Genomic DNA, 16,242 nt, shown 5'->3' on the forward strand with positions numbered 1-16,242 from the left:
GGGCCAGGCGGCCGGCGCGTCTGTGCTCAGCCCTCGGCAGCCCTGGCCTCCACCAGGACGGGCTCCCGCGCCCCGGCATCCTTGCGGATGGTGGCGCTGATGACGGCGGCGATGGTGCACATGGCGGCTGCGCCGAACCAGGCATAGGTGTACTGGCCGGTGGCGTCACGGATGGCGCCGGCGGCCAGGGCCGCGGCGGCTGCGCCGAGCTGGTGGGCGGCGAAGACCCAGCCGAACACCACGCTGCCGTCGGCCCCGAACACCTGGCGGCAGATGGCGGCGGTAGGCGGAACGGTGGCCACCCAGTCCAGTCCGTAGATCACCACGAACACGATCATGCTGGGCTGGACCGTGGCGCTGAGCAGAAGCGGCAGCACCAGCAGCCCGATGCCGCGGAACTGGTAGTACACCGCCAGCAGGATCCTCGGGTTGAAGCGGTCCGTCAGCCAGCCTGATGCGATGGTGCCCGCGATGTCGAAGATTCCGACGACGGCGAGCAGGCCGGCCGCGGTGGTCTCCGCCATGCCGTGGTCGTGCGCGGAAGGAATAAAGTGGGTGCCGATCAGCCCGTTGGTGGTGGCCCCGCAGATGGCGAAACCGGCCACCAACGCCCAGAAGGTACGGACCTTGCTGGCGCGTTTGAGCACCTGCAAGGCCCGGACCGCGGCGTTTCCGCTGGGCTCGGCACTCCCGTCAGGTGCTGCGCCGTTGCCGCCGGGCGCCGGTGAGCCCGGCGCCGGCGAAGAGGCAGGTTCCGCCACGGCCTCGGCCCCGTAGGGCAGCACTCCGGCGTCGGAGGGTGAGTTCTTGAGGAATTTAAGCACCAGCGGCACCACGGCCAGGGCACCAGCGGCGATGAGCAGGGAGGCCTGACGCCAGCCGGGATCCTGCGCCAGCATGGCAATGAAGGGCAGGAACACCAGCTGCCCCGCGGCACTGCCGGCGGTCAGGATGCCGATCACCAGGCCGCGGCTCTTCGCGAACCACGTGTTGGCGATGGTGGCGGCGAAGACCAGTGCCATGGATCCTGTGCCCAGTCCGATCAGCAGTCCCCAGGTCAGCAGGATCTGCCAGGACTGGTTCACCAGCACGGTCAGGGCACTGCCGGCGCCGATAAGGACCAGCGCCACCGAGGTCACGGCGCGGATGCCGAACCGTTCCATGAGCGCCGCGGCAAACGGTGCGGTGAGGCCGAAGAGCACCAGGTTGATGCTGACGGCGGCGGACAGCACGGTGGTGGACCAGCCGAATTCGTTCTGCAGCGGAACCATCAGGACCCCCGGGGCCGCCCGGAAGCCGGCCGCGCCCACCAGTGCAAGGAATGCGACGGCGGCCACGATCCACGCGGGATGCAGCCGGCGGCGGGTCCTCTTCCCGGGAGCGGACGGCAGGGTCGTCTTGGGAGCGCTCATGCTGCGGTTCCGTTCTGTGGGGCTGCCGTGGCCAGCGGGACCGGTTCCGGGGTGCGCGTGAGGCTGTGCCAGCTGGTGTTGTCCGCGGTGAGGCGCTCACCGCAGGCCGTGCAGGTGTCCGCGGAGGAGGTCCGCTGCCCGCAGGTGGTGTGGATGACGAACATGTGCGCGTTGTCGGACGGTGCGGGGAGGTGCTTTTCGGCCCAGATCACGACGGCGTTGAGCACCGGCAGGGCATCCTCGCCCTTGCCGGTGAGGACGTATTCCTGGCGGGTGCGGCCGCCGTCGTCGTACGGTTTCCGCTCCAGCAGCCCGGCCTCCACGAGGCCAGCCAGCCGTTTGGTGAGCACGGAGTCGGCCACCATCAGCCGTTTCTTCATGGCGTCGAAGCGGCCATTGCCGAAGAAGACCTCGCGGAGCACCAGCATGCTCCAGGGGTCGCCGAGGATGTCCAGGCCGCGCGCCATGGCGCAGCTGCGTTGGGACCAGTCAGAACGGAGTGCCATGCAGGCAACCGTAGCTGACTTTCTTGAAGAAAGCTAGGTTACCCGGGCACCAGGTTGCCCGGAGGGAGTTGAGCGGAGCGAGGCCCGTGAGGGACGGTACGCGAGGGCCCAGTAAGCCAGCATGGCAATGCCGCACACCACGCCGAGGCTGGACACCGTGAGCTGCCACTGCGTCTGCGGGTCCTTGCCCCATTCCGCTGCCCCGGCCCAGACAGCCAGGTTCTTCGGCGTCATATAGAAGGCGATGGTGGAAAAGACCACGATGACCCAGCCGGCGGTCCGCATCCTGCCGCTCCGTGACGGCACGCGGTGCATGGCGAAAGCCATGCTGGGCAGCGCAACAGCCACCCAGACCCAGTGGTGTGACCAGGAAACCGGGCTGATCAGCAGCATGAGGACGGCGGTGGCGGAGACGGCGATGAAGTTCTCGTCGACGTCCACCGCCCACTTGATGACCAGCGCAGCGAGGACTACCAGCGCCAGCGAGAGGACCAGCCACACCAGGGTGGTCGCTGACGAATCCGGCATGCCGACGTGCAGCAGCAGCCCCTTCAGGGAAAGGTTGTCCACGTAGGCCGGACCGCCGATGCGGCTGGTGTCCGGAAGGATTTTGGTCCAGAAAGCCAGTGACGCCTGCGGCAGGATCGCCCAGGAGAGCGCTATGGAACCAAAGAAGCCTGCCGCCATCCAGCCGAGCGCCTTGAAGTCGCGGCGCACCAGGAAATACAGCCCGAACGCGAGCGGGGTGAGCTTCACTCCGGCGGCCAGGCCGATCAGCAGTCCGGCGGGCCACCGGATTTCGCCCGCGCGCGACTTCCCGTATAACGCGAAATCAGCCAGGATCACGCCCATCAGGATGATGTTGATCTGGCCGAAGACGAACGTGTCCCGCCATGGTCCCAGGAGCAGGATCGCGCCGGTTCCCACCAGGGCGGTGGTCCGGAAGCGGTAGTCGGCGAAGGCTGCGCGCCACGTCTTCATGCCGAAGTAGTGCCGGGCCAGCCAGCCGGCCACCACCGCTGCACCGGCCAGGGCCGCAACGATGAAGACCAGGCTGCCCGCGTCAAAGTCCATCGTCGCCAACAAGGCAAAGAGCAGGGCAGCAAACGGCGGGTACGTAAACGGAAGGCCGTCACGTGGTGCGTAGAGCTCGTTGACGCCGCCTTCACCCGATGCGAGTACGCGGCCGCCGCCGTAGTAGTAGACCTCGAAGTCGTTCAGGAACGGTTTGTAGTCCGAGTACAAGAACCACACTGCTACGGCAAGGATGAGGGCGCCGGCCGCCGTCACGACCCAGCCGCGGGTGGCGGGCGACATGGCACGAAGCGAGATGCTCACTGGTTGCTAGCTGCCCGTCCCGATAAAGGTGAAGGCGTGCTCCAGGTCCGCGATCAGGTCCTCGACGTCCTCGATGCCGCAGGAGAGCCGGATCAGGTTGACCGGAACGGCCAGCTCGGTTCCCTTGACCGAAGCGTGCGTCATTTCCGACGGGTAGTTCATCAGGGATTCGATGCCGCCGAGGGATTCGGCCAAGGTGAACACGGACGTGTTTTCCGCGACGGTCCGGGCTGCGGCCTCGCCGCCCTTGAACTGCACCGAAATCATGCCGCCGAACTTCTTCATCTGCTTCTTCGCCAGCTCGTGGCCCGGGTGCGACGGGAGTCCCGGGTACAGCACGGCTTCCACTTCGGGGCGCTGCAGCAGCCATTCGGCCACCGCCTGGGCGTTGTCGCTGTGCCGGTCCATCCGGACGCCCAGGGTCTTGAGCCCGCGGGTGGTGAGGAAGGCATCCATCGGACCGGAGACCGCGCCGACGGCGAACTGGACGAAGCCGATCTTCTCAGCGAGTTCCGCGTCGTTGACCACGATCGCGCCGCCCACGACGTCGGAGTGGCCGCCAATGTACTTGGTGGTGGAGTGCACCACGATGTCGGCGCCGAGGGCCAGCGGGGTCTGCAGGTAGGGCGAGGCAAACGTGTTGTCCACCACCAGGAGGGCGCCGGCGTCGTGCGCCAGCGTGGCGAGCGCTTCGATGTCGGTGATCTTCATCATCGGGTTCGAGGGGGTTTCCACCCACACCAGGCGGGTTTTGCCGCCGCCCGTTCCGCCCGCGGCGATGGCCTTGGCCACGGCATCGAGGTCCGCCATGTCCACGGGCGTGTTGCCGATGCCCCAATCGCCCAACACACGGCTGATCAGGCGGTACGTTCCGCCGTAGGCGTCGTTGCCCAGCACAATGTGGTCGCCGGGGCGGGTGAGGGCCCGGATGAGCGAATCTTCGGCGGCCAGGCCCGAGCTGAAGGAGTACGCGTGCGAGCCGCCTTCGAGGGCAGCGAGCTGTTCCTGCAGGGCGTCGCGGGTGGGGTTGCCGCCGCGGCCGTATTCGTAGCCGTCGCGCAGGACCCCGATGGCCTCCTGGGCGTAGGTGGAGCTGAAGTGCAGCGGGGGCACCACGGCGCCGGTGCGCGGCTCGAAGGCCTGGCCGGCGTGGACGGCGCGGGTGTTGAACCCTTGGTTTTCTTTAGACATGGTTCTCCTTTTGATTGCGGACGCAGGGAGGATTCAGTTGCTGAGGTAGGCGAGAAGGTCGTGGCGGGTCAGGATGCCCACCGGGGCGCCCACGAACGTGACCATCACGGTGTCGACGTCGGAGAGCAGTTCGCGGGCCGCGGAGATGGTCTCCAGCGAACCGATCACGGGCAGGCGCTCCCCCATGTGTTCGGAGATCTTGTCCGTCAGCTTCGCCTCGCCGCGGAACAGCTTGGAGGTCAGGCTCCGTTCGTCTACGGCTCCCAGTACCTCGCCCATGACCACCGGCGGTTCCTGGGACAGGACCGGGATGTGGGAGACGCCGAACTCGTTCATGATGTTGATGACATCGCGGACGGTTTCGTTCGGGTGGATGTGCACCAGTTCCGGGAGTTCGCCGGTCTTGGACTTGAGCACCTCACCGACGGAGGCCTCTTCGCCGCCGGAAAGGAAGCCGTAGGACCGCATCCACTGGTCGTTGAAGATTTTCGCCAGGTAGCCGCGGCCGGAATCGGGCAGGATCACCACCACCACGGCGTCCTCGGGCAGGTCCTTGGCGACCTGCAGGGCGGCCACCACGGCCATGCCGGAGGAGCCGCCCACCAGCAGGCCCTCCTCGCGGGCCAGCCTGCGGGTCATCTCGAATGACTCGGCGTCGCTGACGGCAATCACCTGGTCCGGGACGGATTTGTCGTAATTGGCCGGCCACATGTCTTCGCCGACGCCCTCCACGAAATACGGCCGGCCGGTGCCGCCGGAGTACACGGAACCTTCCGGGTCGGCGCCGATGATCCGGACGCGTCCGCCGTCGGCTTCGGGCCGGTTGGCGGAAACCTCCTTGAGGTAGCGTCCGGTGCCGGTGATGGTGCCGCCGGTGCCGGCCCCGATTACGCAGTGCGTGATCCGGCCATCGGTGTCGCGCCAGATTTCCGGTCCGGTGGTTTCGTAGTGGCTGCCGGGAGCGGCCGGATTGGAAAACTGGTCCGGCTTGTAGGCGCCCGGAATCTCGGTGACCAGGCGGTCGGACACGCCGTAGTAGCTCTGCGGGCTGTCCGGGGCGACGGCGGTGGGAGTCACCACCACTTCCGCACCGTATGCCTGCAGGACGGCGCGCTTGTCCTCGCCTACCTTGTCCGGCACCACGAAGACGCAGCGGTAGCCCTTCTGCTGTGCCACCAGGGCCAGGCCCACACCGGTGTTGCCGGACGTCGGCTCCACGATGGTTCCGCCGGGGAGCAGCTTTCCGTCCCGTTCCGCCTCCTCGATCATCTTCGCCGCGATCCGGTCCTTGATGGACCCTCCGGGGTTCAGGTATTCCACCTTCGCCAGGACGGTGGCTTTGATGCCGTCGGTGACGTGGTTGAGCTTGACGAGAGGCGTGTTGCCGATGAGGTCCAGGACGGACTGGGCGTACTTCATAGGTACAAAGTTACCGTCTTGGGCCGCTTCCCCGTGCCTCCCCGGCCGTCCGTGCCCGTGCGCGCGAGCGCCGCTCGCACGCTCAACCGGCGGCGGATGCGACGATTGGGCGGTGAAGCGGTTCGCGTGGTTGACCAAGATACGGACTTACCTTCTGCCGGGGGCCATGCTCGCGGCAGGCGTGGCTGCCCTGGCCTTTGGCGCGCTCCCCGTGCCTGCGTTCGGGGAACTGGCCGCACGCACCATTCCGATCCTGTCCTTCGTGCTGGCCATGTCGCTGGTCACGGAGCTGCTGGACGAGGCGGGGCTGTTCCGCGTGGTGACGGACCGCCTGGCTGCCCTGGGCCGCGGGCGGGTCTTCTCCTTGTGGCTCCTGGTCATTGCCGTGGCCACTGTCTCCACGGTGTTTCTGTCCCTGGACACGACGGCGGTGCTGGTGACGCCCGTGGTGGTGCTCCTGGCCGTCCACGCCCGGATTCCGCCGCTGCCGTTCGCCCTGACCAGCATCTGGCTCGCCAACACGGCCTCCCTGCTGCTTCCGGTGTCCAACCTGACCAACCTGCTGGCCCAGGACAGGCTTGGGCTTAGCCCGCTGGGCTTTGCGGGTCTGGTCTGGGCGCCGGCCTTGGTGGGATTGCTGGTCCCCCTTGCCCTGTTGTGGCTGGCGTTCAGGCGGGAGCTGCGCGGAACGTACGGGCCGCAGCCTGTCCATCGCGTGCGGGACCGCGGCCTGCTGATATTCGCAACCGGAACGGTGCTGGTGCTGCTGCCTGCGCTGGTTTCGGGAGTGCCTGTGCAGTACCCAGCGATGGCGGCCGCGGCTTTCCTTCTGGCGGTCTTCCTGCGGCGACGCCCTGCCGCGCTGCGGTGGTCCATGGTTCCGTGGCGTCCATTGATGCTGACGGTAGGCCTGTTCATGCTCGTGGAGGCCCTGCACGCCAACGGCCTGACGTTGCTCCTGGCCGGGGTGGCCGGATCAGGTGAGAGTCTGCCCGCCCTCCTGCAGGTGGCGGGACTGGGCGCGGGCGCCGCAAACGCGGCCAACAACCTTCCGGCCTACCTGGCCCTCGAGCCGGTGGCCGGCTCGCCGGCCAGGCTGGCTGCCCTGCTCATCGGCGTGAACATTGGCCCGCTGGTGAGTCCGTGGGCCTCCCTGGCCACGCTGCTCTGGCATGAGCGGCTGCGGGCGCTGAACGTCCGGATCAGGTGGGGCGGATTCGCGCTGGCGGGATTGGTGGCGGCAACGCTGACGGTTCCCCTTGCCGTCGTAGCGCTGTGGGCGGTTTTAGGAATGCACTGAAGCGTTACGCACCGATGTCGTTCGCGGCGGCGTCCGGGCTGACGGCGGAGCCGGCTTCGGCGTTCTGCCACAGGCCCACGATGTTTCCTTCGGTGTCCTTGAAATACGCGTTCCAGCCCATGCCCGGAACCTCCATCTTGCCCCGGAAGACTGAACCGCCCACGGCGGCAATCTTCGCCAGGGCGGCGTCGATGTCCTCCACGTCAACGGTGACCACCGGTGCCGCCATCTCCCCCTCCCGGAGGAACATGCCGCCGTTGATCGAACCGGCCGCGGACGGCATGCCCGTGTCATCAACCGGCGTTGTCATGATCAGCGTGTAGCTCATGTCCGGCAGCGGGTTCATCTCCCAGCCAAACGCCGAACTGTAAAAGTCCCGTGCGCGGTCTTCGTCGTCGGCGGGGATCTCGAAGTGGACTACTCCTCCGGCCATTGTTTTCACCTGGCATTCCACAGTCTGGCCGCAGTCGGCCCGGCGCGGGCGGTCCACGCCACACCTGGAGTCTAGGCCCGGGCATCGGTGACGGGCAGGGCCGTTCGGCCTTGCGCGTTTCCGGCCCTGTCGGCCCCGCATGGGACGATGGTTCCATGACCATCGCAGACGTCCCCGCCGGCGTGGCCGCCGCGGCGGACGCCGCCCTGAGATGGCATCCCGGCGGCCCGTTCAACCTCCTGCAGACCCTCGGAACACTCATGCGCGGCAACGGGGATCCGGCCTTCGCTTCCCGCCCGGATGGGCTCTGGATGGCATTCACCACCCCGTGCGGGCCCGCCACCCTGCGCCTGACCGTTGCCGGGGACCCCCGCGAACCGGCGGTGGACGTACAGGCGTGGGGACCGGGTTCGGAGGAGGCCCTGGCCGCCGCGCCGCGGCTGCTGGGCAGCGGCGACGACTGGTCCGGGTTCGACCACCCGGAGTTCCACTCCACGCTCCCCCGCATGGTGGTGGAAGCCCGACGCCGGAACCTGGCGCTGCGTCTCCCCGCCACCGGCCGGATGGTTGACTCCCTGGTGCCCACCATTCTTGAGCAGAAGGTCACCGTCATCGAAGCCCGGCGGGGCTACCGGTACCTGATGTACCGCTTCGGCGCGCCAGCACCGGCTGCCGGTACGGCCGTGCCGGCCGGGCTCCGTATTCAGCCCACACCGGAGCAGTGGCTCCGCATCCCGTCGTGGGAGTGGCACAAGGCCGGGGTGGGCCCCCAGCGTTCGGCCACGGTGATGCGGGCACTGCGTTCCGCCGTCGCGCTGGAACGCCTGGCGGCGGTGCCGGCAACGGAGGCAGCCGCCGGGATGCAGGCCATTCCGGGCATCGGCGTCTGGACCACGGCCGAGGTGGTGCAGAGGACGCACGGCTGCCCGGACTCCATCGCGGTGGGCGACTACCACCTGGCGGCGTATGTGGGTGCGGCGCTCACGGGCCGGCGGACCGACGACGCGGGGATGCTGCGGCTGCTGGCGCCGTGGCAGGGCCACCGTCAGCGGGTGGTGCGGATGATCGGCCTCAGCGGGTTTAGGAAACCCACGTTCGGCCCCCGGATGACCATCCAGGACCACCGCCGGCACTAGGCGGCAAGCGCGAACGGACACATGAGGCCCCCGCAGGGCCGGGCGGGCAACCCCGCCCCGAAGGCTAGAGCCCCAGCCGGGCCACGGCCTCCTGCCGCATCTCCACCTTGCGGATCTTCCCGGAGACAGTCATGGGGAAGCTGTCCCGGACCTCCACGTAGTGCGGGATCTTGTAGTGCGCCAGCTTCCCGCGGCAGAACTCGGCGACGGCGGCTGCGTCCAGCGGTTCCGCGCCGGGTTTGAGGATGATGCAGGCCATGAGCTCCTCGCCGTACCTGGCATCCGGGACGCCGATCACCTGCACGTCCTGGATGGACGGGTGGCTGTACAGGAACTCCTCGACTTCACGCGGGTAGATGTTCTCGCCGCCACGGATCACCATGTCCTTGATCCTGCCCTCGATCACCACGTAGCCGTCGGCGTCCATCCGGGCCAGGTCGCCGGTGTGCATCCAGCCGTCGGCATCGATCGCTTCGGCAGTCTTGTCCGGCTGGTTCCAATATCCCTTCATCACGGCGTACCCGCGGGTGCACAGCTCGCCGATTTCCCCGCGCTCCAGCACATTGCCTGTCACCGGGTCCACCACCTGGCTCTCCAGCTGCGGCATGGTCCGTCCCACGGTTTCGGTGCGCTGCTGCACGGTGTCGCCGGCGCGGGTCATGGTGGATACCGGCGACGTTTCCGTCATTCCGTAGCAGATGGCCACGTCCTTCATGTTCATCTCCGAGATGACCCGGTTCATCACCTCGATGGGACGCAGGGATCCCGCCATCACACCGGTGCGCAGCGTGGACAGGTCATACGAGGCGAAGTCCGGCAGCGCGAGTTCGGCAATGAACATGGTGGGCACGCCATACAAGGACGTCCCGCCAAAGTCCTGGACCGCTTCGAGCGCCGCCGCCGGAGCGAAGGAGCGTCCCGGAATGATGGTGGCGGCGCCGTGGCTCAGGGCATTCAGGTTTCCGATCACCATCCCGAAGCAGTGGTAGAACGGCACCGGAATCACCACCCGGTCATGCTCCGTGTAGCCCAGCAGTTCCCCGATGGAGTAGCCGTTGTTCAGGATGTTGCGGTGCGTGAGGGTGGCGCCTTTGGGGAAGCCCGTGGTGCCCGAGGTGTACTGCAGGTTGATGGGGTCATCCGGGTCCAGCCCCGCCAGGCGGGCCTTGAGGACGGAATGCCCGACGTCGTCAGCCCGCTTGAGCAGCTCGGCGTACGTCATTTCCGCAGCAGTTTCAGGATCGCCCGCCTGCAGCAGCGGCTGGCTGCCATCGGGCAGGAACACCAGCTCCTTCAGCTCCGGGCATTCGGCGAGGGCCTGCCTGGCCATCGCCGTGTAGTCGCTGCTCCGGTCCGACGGCGCCGCCACGAGCATCCTCATGCCGTTCTGCCTGACCACGAACTCCAGTTCATGGCTCCGGTAGGCCGGGTTCACGTTGACCAGGATCGCCCCGATCTTGGCGGTTGCGTACTGCAGGATGGTCCACTCCGCGCAGTTGGGGCTCCAGATGCCGATCCGTTCCCCGGCGGCGACGCCGCGGGCCAGCAGCGCGCGGGCCAGCCGGTCGACGTCGTCGTTCAGTTTGGTGTAGCTCCAGCGGCGGGCGTCCGCTCCGGGAACCGGCGCCGCCTCGATCAGGGCGTCGTGGAACGGGAACCTGGCCACTATCCGCTCAAAATTCTGGCCGATGGTCTCGTCAAGCAGCGGGACGTCAGTGTCCCCGGCTGTATAAGCGCGCATGCTGGCACGCTACCAACAGAGCCGTGGCAAGAGAAGCCTAAAACTAGGAAGTCCTACAAAATATTCGGGGAGGGGTGGGGACGGACCGGTATTGTGAAACGCATGAGTGCACCCATTGACCTGAAGGCAACGTTCATCCCCAACGACGGCGAATTCTTCCGAGTGAAGCTCGCCCTCGAAATCGCGATCGACGAGGTGGTCAACGAACCCGGCTGCATCCGGTATGAACTGACGGAGGCCACCGAGGAAAAGCTGGTATTGACGGAGCAGTGGGCTTCCGAAGAAGACCTGGCGAAGCATTCCAAGGGCACTGCCGTCCAGGACCTCAACGAATCGCTGAGCGCCCTGCTGGCCGAGCCCGTTCAGCTCGAACGGCTGTAGTCCTTTCCGGAGACAACAACGCGGGGCCGCTTCCGCCCGAACGAACCCGGGTTCGTCGGCGGAAGCGGCCCCGCGTTGGAGTTTAAGGCGTGGTAGCCCGGGCGGAAGCTTAGGCCTCCGGAATCTGCGTGCCGTCCTGCTTGCCCGCCGCAGCGGCCGACTCGGCCTGGGACCGGGCCACGTGTGCGTGGACCTCCTCCATGTCCAGTGCCTTGACGGCGTCAACCACCTGCTCCAGCTGCTGGGCGTTGAGGGCGCCGGGCTGCGAGAACACCAGCACCTTCTCGCGGAAGGCCATCAGCGTGGGGATGGACGTGATGCCTGCCTCGGCGGCCAGCTGCTGTTCGGCCTCGGTGTCCACCTTGGTGAAGACGACGTCCGGGTGCTTCTCTGAAACTGCGGAATACGTGGGTCCAAACTGCTTGCAGGGACCACACCATTCGGCCCAGAAATCAACGAGGACGATGTCGTTGTTCTCGACGGTAGATGCGAACTGTTCACCTGTAATGTCTACGGTAGCCATGGGTCAACGGTACGCGAGCCTCCCGGCGATGTCCCGTGCGTTTCGCTCTTGGCACACCTCTTTTGCGTTGCCGCTTACCGGCCTAGTGCCAGAGGTGGGGTGCGGGGCGGCGTGCCCCGGGCAGCGCGTTGGTTTCGCGCCACTCGTGGATCCACTCCGGCAATTCGAGCCCGGCCGGAGGCTCGCCGAACTCCCGGAAGATCTCCTCCTGGCTCACCGGCTTCCCCTTGCTGACCAGCCGCGTTGCGATATACGCGCGGGCATAGATTTCACCTTCGGCCACCATGCGCTGCTCGAAGTAGATGGCCTTGGTGTCGAGCCCGATGATCCGCGATTCGATGGTGTACTGCTGCCACAGCTGCAGGGACTTCCGGAAGGCGATGGTCTCCCCGGCGGCCACGGGCGACCACCCCCGCCGGCGCATCTTCCTCCAGGTCCCGCTCCTCGCCATCAGATCGAATCGGCCCAGGTCCATCAGCGAGAAGTACATCCCGTTGTTGACGTGCAAGGCGATGTCGATGTCCGTAGGTAGGACGCGCAGCGGGAGTGAGGACGTATCCCAAATGCTTAGGGGCGCTCGGCGCGAGGACGTGAACAGGAGCAGGAGCGTTCGCAAAAGCAGGTGCATCCCTTTATGTTACCCGCGAGTAACATTAGCGCCAAGAGCCGCCACCCATAGGATTTCCCCTATGACGCAGCAACGCTACAGGGACATTGCCGAGTGGCCTTTGATGGGAACAGCACTGGTCTTCCTGGCGGCTTATGCATGGCAGGTGATCGGGCACATCGAGGGACGGCGGGCCGAGTTCCTCGAGAGCGTTATGTGGATCACCTGGGCTGTCTTCGTGGCCGACTACGCCGCCAACCTGTGGCTCGCGGAGAACAGGAAGCGCTGGTTCGTCCTCAACCTGCACGAACTGCTGATTGTTGCCCTGCCGTTTTTCCGCCCGCTGAGGCTGCTCCGGCTGGTGACCCTGCTGTCCGTGTTGCACCGGACCGTGGGCGAGACACTTCGCGGCCGGGTGGTCACCTACGTGGCCGGCTCCGCGGTGCTGCTGGTCTTCGTCGGCGCCCTGGCCGTCCTGGACGTCGAACAAAATGCACCTGATGCCAAGATCCTCACTTTCGGCGACGCCGCGTGGTGGGCCGTCACCACCATCACCACCGTGGGCTACGGAGACCTCTTCCCCGTCACCCCGATTGGCCGGATGGTTGCCGCAGCCCTCATGATGAGCGGCATCGCAGTGCTGGGCGTCGTCACCGCGTCCATCGCATCCTGGCTGGTGCAAAGAGTCGAGGAGACCACCGAGGCGGTCGTGGAGTCGGCCGAAATCCCGGTCCGCGCGGAGGTCCGTGAATTGTTGGCAGAGGTGGCTGCACTAAGGCGGGAACTGGCGGAACTGCGCCGCGAACGTGAGCGCTAAGGCGAGTCCAGGCACACTGCCACTGGGTACCTGCAGGGAACAGAGACCCAGAGAGGCACGTCGTCAAGGGGAAGAATCGAGTACCAGATACTGGTGCGTTGAATCAGCCCCGCCATTAGACTGATTCCGCTGGGGCGACACGCTACTGAACGTGTCTCTATCGACATACCGAGGGTCATGTCCCTTACGTTGAGCCACAGCCCGCTCTGTGACTTCCGTGATCCACCTGGCCTGCCAGGAAACGCGCCGCAGTCTTTACGGCAGCGCAGGGATAGTCCAGAGCCCCAGATGCGACATAGCACTTCTTCCGTCCATCACATCGGCAGACTAAAAGCGGCCATTGCAGTGATCTCACTTCTGGCCCTTGGAACCATGTCCGCTCCGACGGTTCTGCATGTCATCCCGACGTCCGTGTCTCGTGCAGATCTGTTGCACCCGGCGTCCGCGGCGCATCGGACGGATTATTCCGAACGTGGAATATCCCCGGCCACGGTCCCTACTCATGGGGAAGTGGATGCTCTGCAACCGGCAGCGGGCGACCTGCAAGGTGCAGGCGTGGCCGTCACGCCTTCACCACCGGATCTTCACCCCGGTAACGGACTGACCGGACCTGCCGTGGCCGCACCGGCACCCCCGGCAGCGGCCGCACCGAAACCCGCCGCGCCGGCACCCGCCGCGCCGGCACCCGCCGCTCCGGCACCCGCCCCGGCGCCCGATCCTGCTCCTGCGCCTGCGCCTGCTCCGGCAGTCCGCACGATCTACGTCGCGGGTGCCGGCGGGCAGTCGATGGTGGACGCCTGCATCGGTCCCATCCACTTCACGCCCACCGATGCCTACGCCCTCTTCATCACGGAGCATGACTTCTGTGGCGGGTGGGCCCGGTTCTCGGGGATCGGCGTCGGCGAGACCGTCAGCATTCCCGGCTACGGGACCTACACAGTGGTGGGACGGGGCCAGGTACCAAATCCTGGAACCACCAACAATGTCTCGGCGATTTTCGGCGGCTTCCCGCGGGTCATTCTGCAGACCTGCATCCCGGGGACCAGCCAGATGCTGGTGATCGGCCTCAACTGACGCTCCCGGGCTTGTCCGCGGTTCCGAACCTTCAAGGCCGGGATCCGCGTTCAAGGCCCTGCCGGAAGGCAGCAAATGTGGCCGGACAACGAAAAAGTCTCCGGAACCTGATGGTTCCGGAGACTTTTCCTTGGGTGGCAGATGAGGGATTCGAACCCCCGTAGGCGTTGCCAGCTGATTTACAGTCAGCCCCCTTTGGCCGCTCGGGTAATCTGCCGAACTTCAAAAGAAGATCACTCGCGGTTTCCTTGGTCAGAACGGCTGTTTCCAGTCCGTTCCGCTTCCAGCAACCGCGGGCAAGACAACTTTACAGAACTTCTGCCGAAGAATCGAATCGAGCCTCAAAGGACCCAAAATACCCCGGAAATCCGCCAAAAATCAGGCTTCGCCAAGAATGCGTCCGGCCAGTTTCGCCTCGAACTTCGCTGCCTGCTCCTCGGTGATCTGGTTCAACTGGACCGCCCGCATCAGATCCGAGTGCACACCGTCCAGGCGGGAGGAGGCCTCGGCCACCGGGCTGAGGATGATCGAAGCGGCCACCGCGGCGGCTGCCACGGACGTGGCTGCGGCGGCGAGGGTGGTGGCCGCAGCGGTAGTGGAGCGGGTGACGTAGCGGACGGCCTTCTGGTGCATGTGCTTTCCTTCCGGGGCAGCTCTTCCAACACCTCCAACTCTGGAGGCCAAGGCTTCGTTCCCGCCGTGCGTCCGCTTTGAGGAAACTGTGAATCGTCCGCACCCCGTCGGCTGCGGGCGACGCATTCACCGCTAAGACCGGGAACCCCGCCCGGGCCTGGAGCCTTCACTTGGCCGCCATCCGTACTAGGCTGGAATGCAGACAACACCGCTCCTGAAGGGGCATCCAGGCGATTAGCAGGAGGACAGTTATGGCAGGCGAATCCACATTCGACGTCGTCAGCAAGGTAGACAAGCAGGAAGTTGCGAATGCCCTGAACCAGGCACAAAAGGAACTCGCCCAGCGCTACGACTTCAAGGGCGTGGGCGCCGAGGTCGATTTCAGCGGTGAAAAGATCCTGATGAAGGCCAACTCGGAAGAGCGGGTGCTGGCCGTCCTGGACGTACTGCAGTCCAAGCTCATCCGCCGCGGGATCTCGCTGAAGTCGCTGGACACCGGTGAGCCCTACGCATCCGGCAAGGAATACCGGCTGGAGGCCTCCATCAAGGAGGGCATCGCCCAGGACCTCGCCAAGAAGATCAACAAGCTGATCCGCGACGAGGCACCCAAGTCCGTGAAGTCCCAGATCCAGGGCGACGAACTCCGCGTGACTTCCAAGTCCCGCGATGACCTGCAGGCCACCATGGCCCTCCTGAAGGACTTCGACGAGGCCGACCTTCAGTTCGTCAACTTCCGCAGCTAAGACGCCCACGCGGCGCCAGGACGCAGAAACGGGCTGGGGACACCGGAATCCGGGTGTCCCCGGCCCGTTTCTGCGTCCTCAACGCAAACGCACGACGGCGGCGCTCAGCTGACCGGGCCCCGCGCCATCAGTTCCAGCCGGGTGATGCGGTCCTGCATCGGCGGGTGCGTTGCGAACATCCTGGTCACACCGCCGGCACGGAACGGGTTGGCGATCATCAGGTGCGAGGTGTTCACCAGCTTCTGGTCCGCCGGGAGCGGCACCATCTGTACACCCTGATGGATCTTCCGCAGGGCTGAGGCGAGCGCCAGCGGATCGCCGGTGAGTGCGGAACCGTCCTCGTCGGCGTCGTACTCCCGGGTCCGGGAAATGGCCGACTGGATCACCACCGCCGCGAGCGGGGCCAGAAGCGCCATCGCCATCATCGCGAGCGGGTTTGCATTGCGGCGGTCCCCTCCGCCGAAGAACAGCAGCATCTGCCCCACCGAGGTGATCACGCCGGCTACCGCCGCGGCCACGGATGAGGTGAGGATGTCCCGGTTATAGACGTGCATGAGCTCGTGGCCCAGCACCCCGCGGAGCTCCCGGACGCTCAACAGCCGCAGGATGCCTTCAGTGCAGCAGACGGCGGCGTTCTGCGGGTTCCTGCCGGTGGCAAAGGCATTTGGTGCCGGCGTGGGAGAGACATAAATCCGCGGCATGGGCTGGTTGGCCCGGGCGGACAACTCCCGGACAATCTGGTAGAGCTGCGGGGCCTGTTCCTCAGTGACCGGGTAGGCCTGCATCGACCGGAGCGCGAGTTTGTCGCTGTTCCAGTACCCGTAAGCCGTGGTGCCCACGCCAATGAGGGCCATGATCCAGATGGGGGTGGTGCTCCGCATGCTGCTGCCGATCACGGCACCCAGCCCCAGCAGCACCGCCCAGAGCACCCCGAACAGAGCCGCGGTCTTCAGTCCGTTGTGGTGATTATGCACTGTGCCTCCTCACG

The 16,242-nt window shown here is 66.3% G+C and carries 16 protein-coding genes, 1 tRNA gene and 1 pseudogene; 6 read left to right on the forward strand and 12 right to left on the reverse strand.

What is annotated here, in order from left to right:
- Positions 1-26 precede the first annotated feature (26 nt).
- The 5 genes from AC1MDG_RS15700 to AC1MDG_RS15720 are packed head-to-tail and all read right to left on the reverse strand — an operon-like array spanning position 27 to position 5,866.
- On the reverse strand, positions 27-1,412 hold the full coding sequence (locus AC1MDG_RS15700) for an MFS transporter (RefSeq protein ID WP_479804983.1): 1,386 nt from the start codon (positions 1,410-1,412) through the stop codon (positions 27-29).
- Positions 1,409-1,918, reverse strand: a complete 510-nt coding sequence (locus AC1MDG_RS15705) for a winged helix-turn-helix transcriptional regulator (protein ID WP_479804984.1) — start codon at positions 1,916-1,918, stop codon at positions 1,409-1,411. The genes AC1MDG_RS15700 and AC1MDG_RS15705 overlap by 4 nt, the downstream gene beginning before the upstream one ends.
- Before the next feature lie 33 nt (positions 1,919-1,951).
- Positions 1,952-3,256, reverse strand: a complete 1,305-nt coding sequence (locus AC1MDG_RS15710) for a glycosyltransferase 87 family protein (RefSeq protein ID WP_479804986.1) — start codon at positions 3,254-3,256, stop codon at positions 1,952-1,954.
- A gap of 6 nt (positions 3,257-3,262) precedes the next feature.
- Positions 3,263-4,447, reverse strand: coding sequence for a cystathionine gamma-synthase (locus AC1MDG_RS15715; RefSeq protein ID WP_479804988.1), 1,185 nt, complete (start codon positions 4,445-4,447; stop codon positions 3,263-3,265).
- Between the two features lie 33 nt (positions 4,448-4,480).
- A complete protein-coding gene (locus AC1MDG_RS15720; protein WP_479804990.1) occupies positions 4,481-5,866 on the reverse strand; it encodes a cystathionine beta-synthase in 1,386 nt (461 codons plus the stop codon).
- Positions 5,867-6,032: 166 nt separating this feature from the next.
- On the opposite strand from AC1MDG_RS15720, the gene AC1MDG_RS15725 reads away from it, so the two are divergent.
- Entirely contained in the window at positions 6,033-7,166 is a 1,134-nt protein-coding gene (locus AC1MDG_RS15725) for an SLC13 family permease (protein ID WP_479809117.1), read from the forward strand.
- Positions 7,167-7,170: 4 nt separating this feature from the next.
- Here AC1MDG_RS15725 and AC1MDG_RS15730 read toward each other — a convergent pair whose 3' ends face one another.
- Complete coding sequence (locus tag AC1MDG_RS15730) at positions 7,171-7,599, reverse strand: VOC family protein (protein WP_479804992.1); 429 nt, start codon at positions 7,597-7,599, stop codon at positions 7,171-7,173.
- Positions 7,600-7,754: 155 nt separating this feature from the next.
- Between AC1MDG_RS15730 and AC1MDG_RS15735 the strand changes: the two genes are divergently transcribed.
- The gene (locus AC1MDG_RS15735) at positions 7,755-8,735 is read left to right on the forward strand and encodes a DNA-3-methyladenine glycosylase family protein (protein WP_479804994.1); all 981 of its coding nucleotides are present in this window, start codon (positions 7,755-7,757) and stop codon (positions 8,733-8,735) included.
- A gap of 64 nt (positions 8,736-8,799) precedes the next feature.
- Here the strand turns inward: AC1MDG_RS15735 and AC1MDG_RS15740 are convergent, their stop codons facing one another.
- Positions 8,800-10,476, reverse strand: coding sequence for an AMP-binding protein (locus AC1MDG_RS15740; protein ID WP_479804995.1), 1,677 nt, complete (start codon positions 10,474-10,476; stop codon positions 8,800-8,802).
- 102 nt (positions 10,477-10,578) lie between these two features.
- On the opposite strand from AC1MDG_RS15740, the gene AC1MDG_RS15745 reads away from it, so the two are divergent.
- The gene (locus AC1MDG_RS15745) at positions 10,579-10,857 is read left to right on the forward strand and encodes a putative quinol monooxygenase (RefSeq protein WP_028269669.1); all 279 of its coding nucleotides are present in this window, start codon (positions 10,579-10,581) and stop codon (positions 10,855-10,857) included.
- Between the two features lie 109 nt (positions 10,858-10,966).
- Here AC1MDG_RS15745 and trxA read toward each other — a convergent pair whose 3' ends face one another.
- Both trxA and AC1MDG_RS15755 read right to left on the reverse strand, forming a co-directional pair.
- Entirely contained in the window at positions 10,967-11,380 is a 414-nt protein-coding gene (gene trxA, locus AC1MDG_RS15750) for a thioredoxin (protein WP_043483309.1), read from the reverse strand.
- 82 nt (positions 11,381-11,462) lie between these two features.
- The gene (locus AC1MDG_RS15755; protein WP_479804998.1) at positions 11,463-12,008 is read right to left on the reverse strand and encodes an acyl-CoA thioesterase; all 546 of its coding nucleotides are present in this window, start codon (positions 12,006-12,008) and stop codon (positions 11,463-11,465) included.
- A gap of 61 nt (positions 12,009-12,069) precedes the next feature.
- Between AC1MDG_RS15755 and AC1MDG_RS15760 the strand changes: the two genes are divergently transcribed.
- The gene (locus tag AC1MDG_RS15760) at positions 12,070-12,804 is read left to right on the forward strand and encodes a potassium channel family protein (protein WP_479805000.1); all 735 of its coding nucleotides are present in this window, start codon (positions 12,070-12,072) and stop codon (positions 12,802-12,804) included.
- 600 nt (positions 12,805-13,404) lie between these two features.
- A pseudogene (locus AC1MDG_RS15765) lies at positions 13,405-13,878 on the forward strand (LysM peptidoglycan-binding domain-containing protein); the annotation flags it as partial.
- A 135-nt stretch (positions 13,879-14,013) separates the two neighbouring features.
- On the opposite strand, the gene AC1MDG_RS15770 reads toward AC1MDG_RS15765, so the two are convergent.
- A tRNA-Tyr gene (locus tag AC1MDG_RS15770) sits at positions 14,014-14,095 on the reverse strand.
- A 161-nt stretch (positions 14,096-14,256) separates the two neighbouring features.
- Positions 14,257-14,511, reverse strand: a complete 255-nt coding sequence (locus AC1MDG_RS15775; protein ID WP_043483315.1) for a hypothetical protein — start codon at positions 14,509-14,511, stop codon at positions 14,257-14,259.
- A 251-nt stretch (positions 14,512-14,762) separates the two neighbouring features.
- On the opposite strand from AC1MDG_RS15775, the gene AC1MDG_RS15780 reads away from it, so the two are divergent.
- Positions 14,763-15,254, forward strand: a complete 492-nt coding sequence (locus AC1MDG_RS15780) for a YajQ family cyclic di-GMP-binding protein (RefSeq protein ID WP_003804256.1) — start codon at positions 14,763-14,765, stop codon at positions 15,252-15,254.
- Positions 15,255-15,358: 104 nt separating this feature from the next.
- Here the strand turns inward: AC1MDG_RS15780 and htpX are convergent, their stop codons facing one another.
- Complete coding sequence (gene htpX / locus AC1MDG_RS15785; protein ID WP_479805002.1) at positions 15,359-16,228, reverse strand: zinc metalloprotease HtpX; 870 nt, start codon at positions 16,226-16,228, stop codon at positions 15,359-15,361.
- Between the last annotated feature and the right edge of the window lie 14 nt (positions 16,229-16,242).

The organism is Arthrobacter sp. AIWTK1 (genome assembly GCF_056680535.1).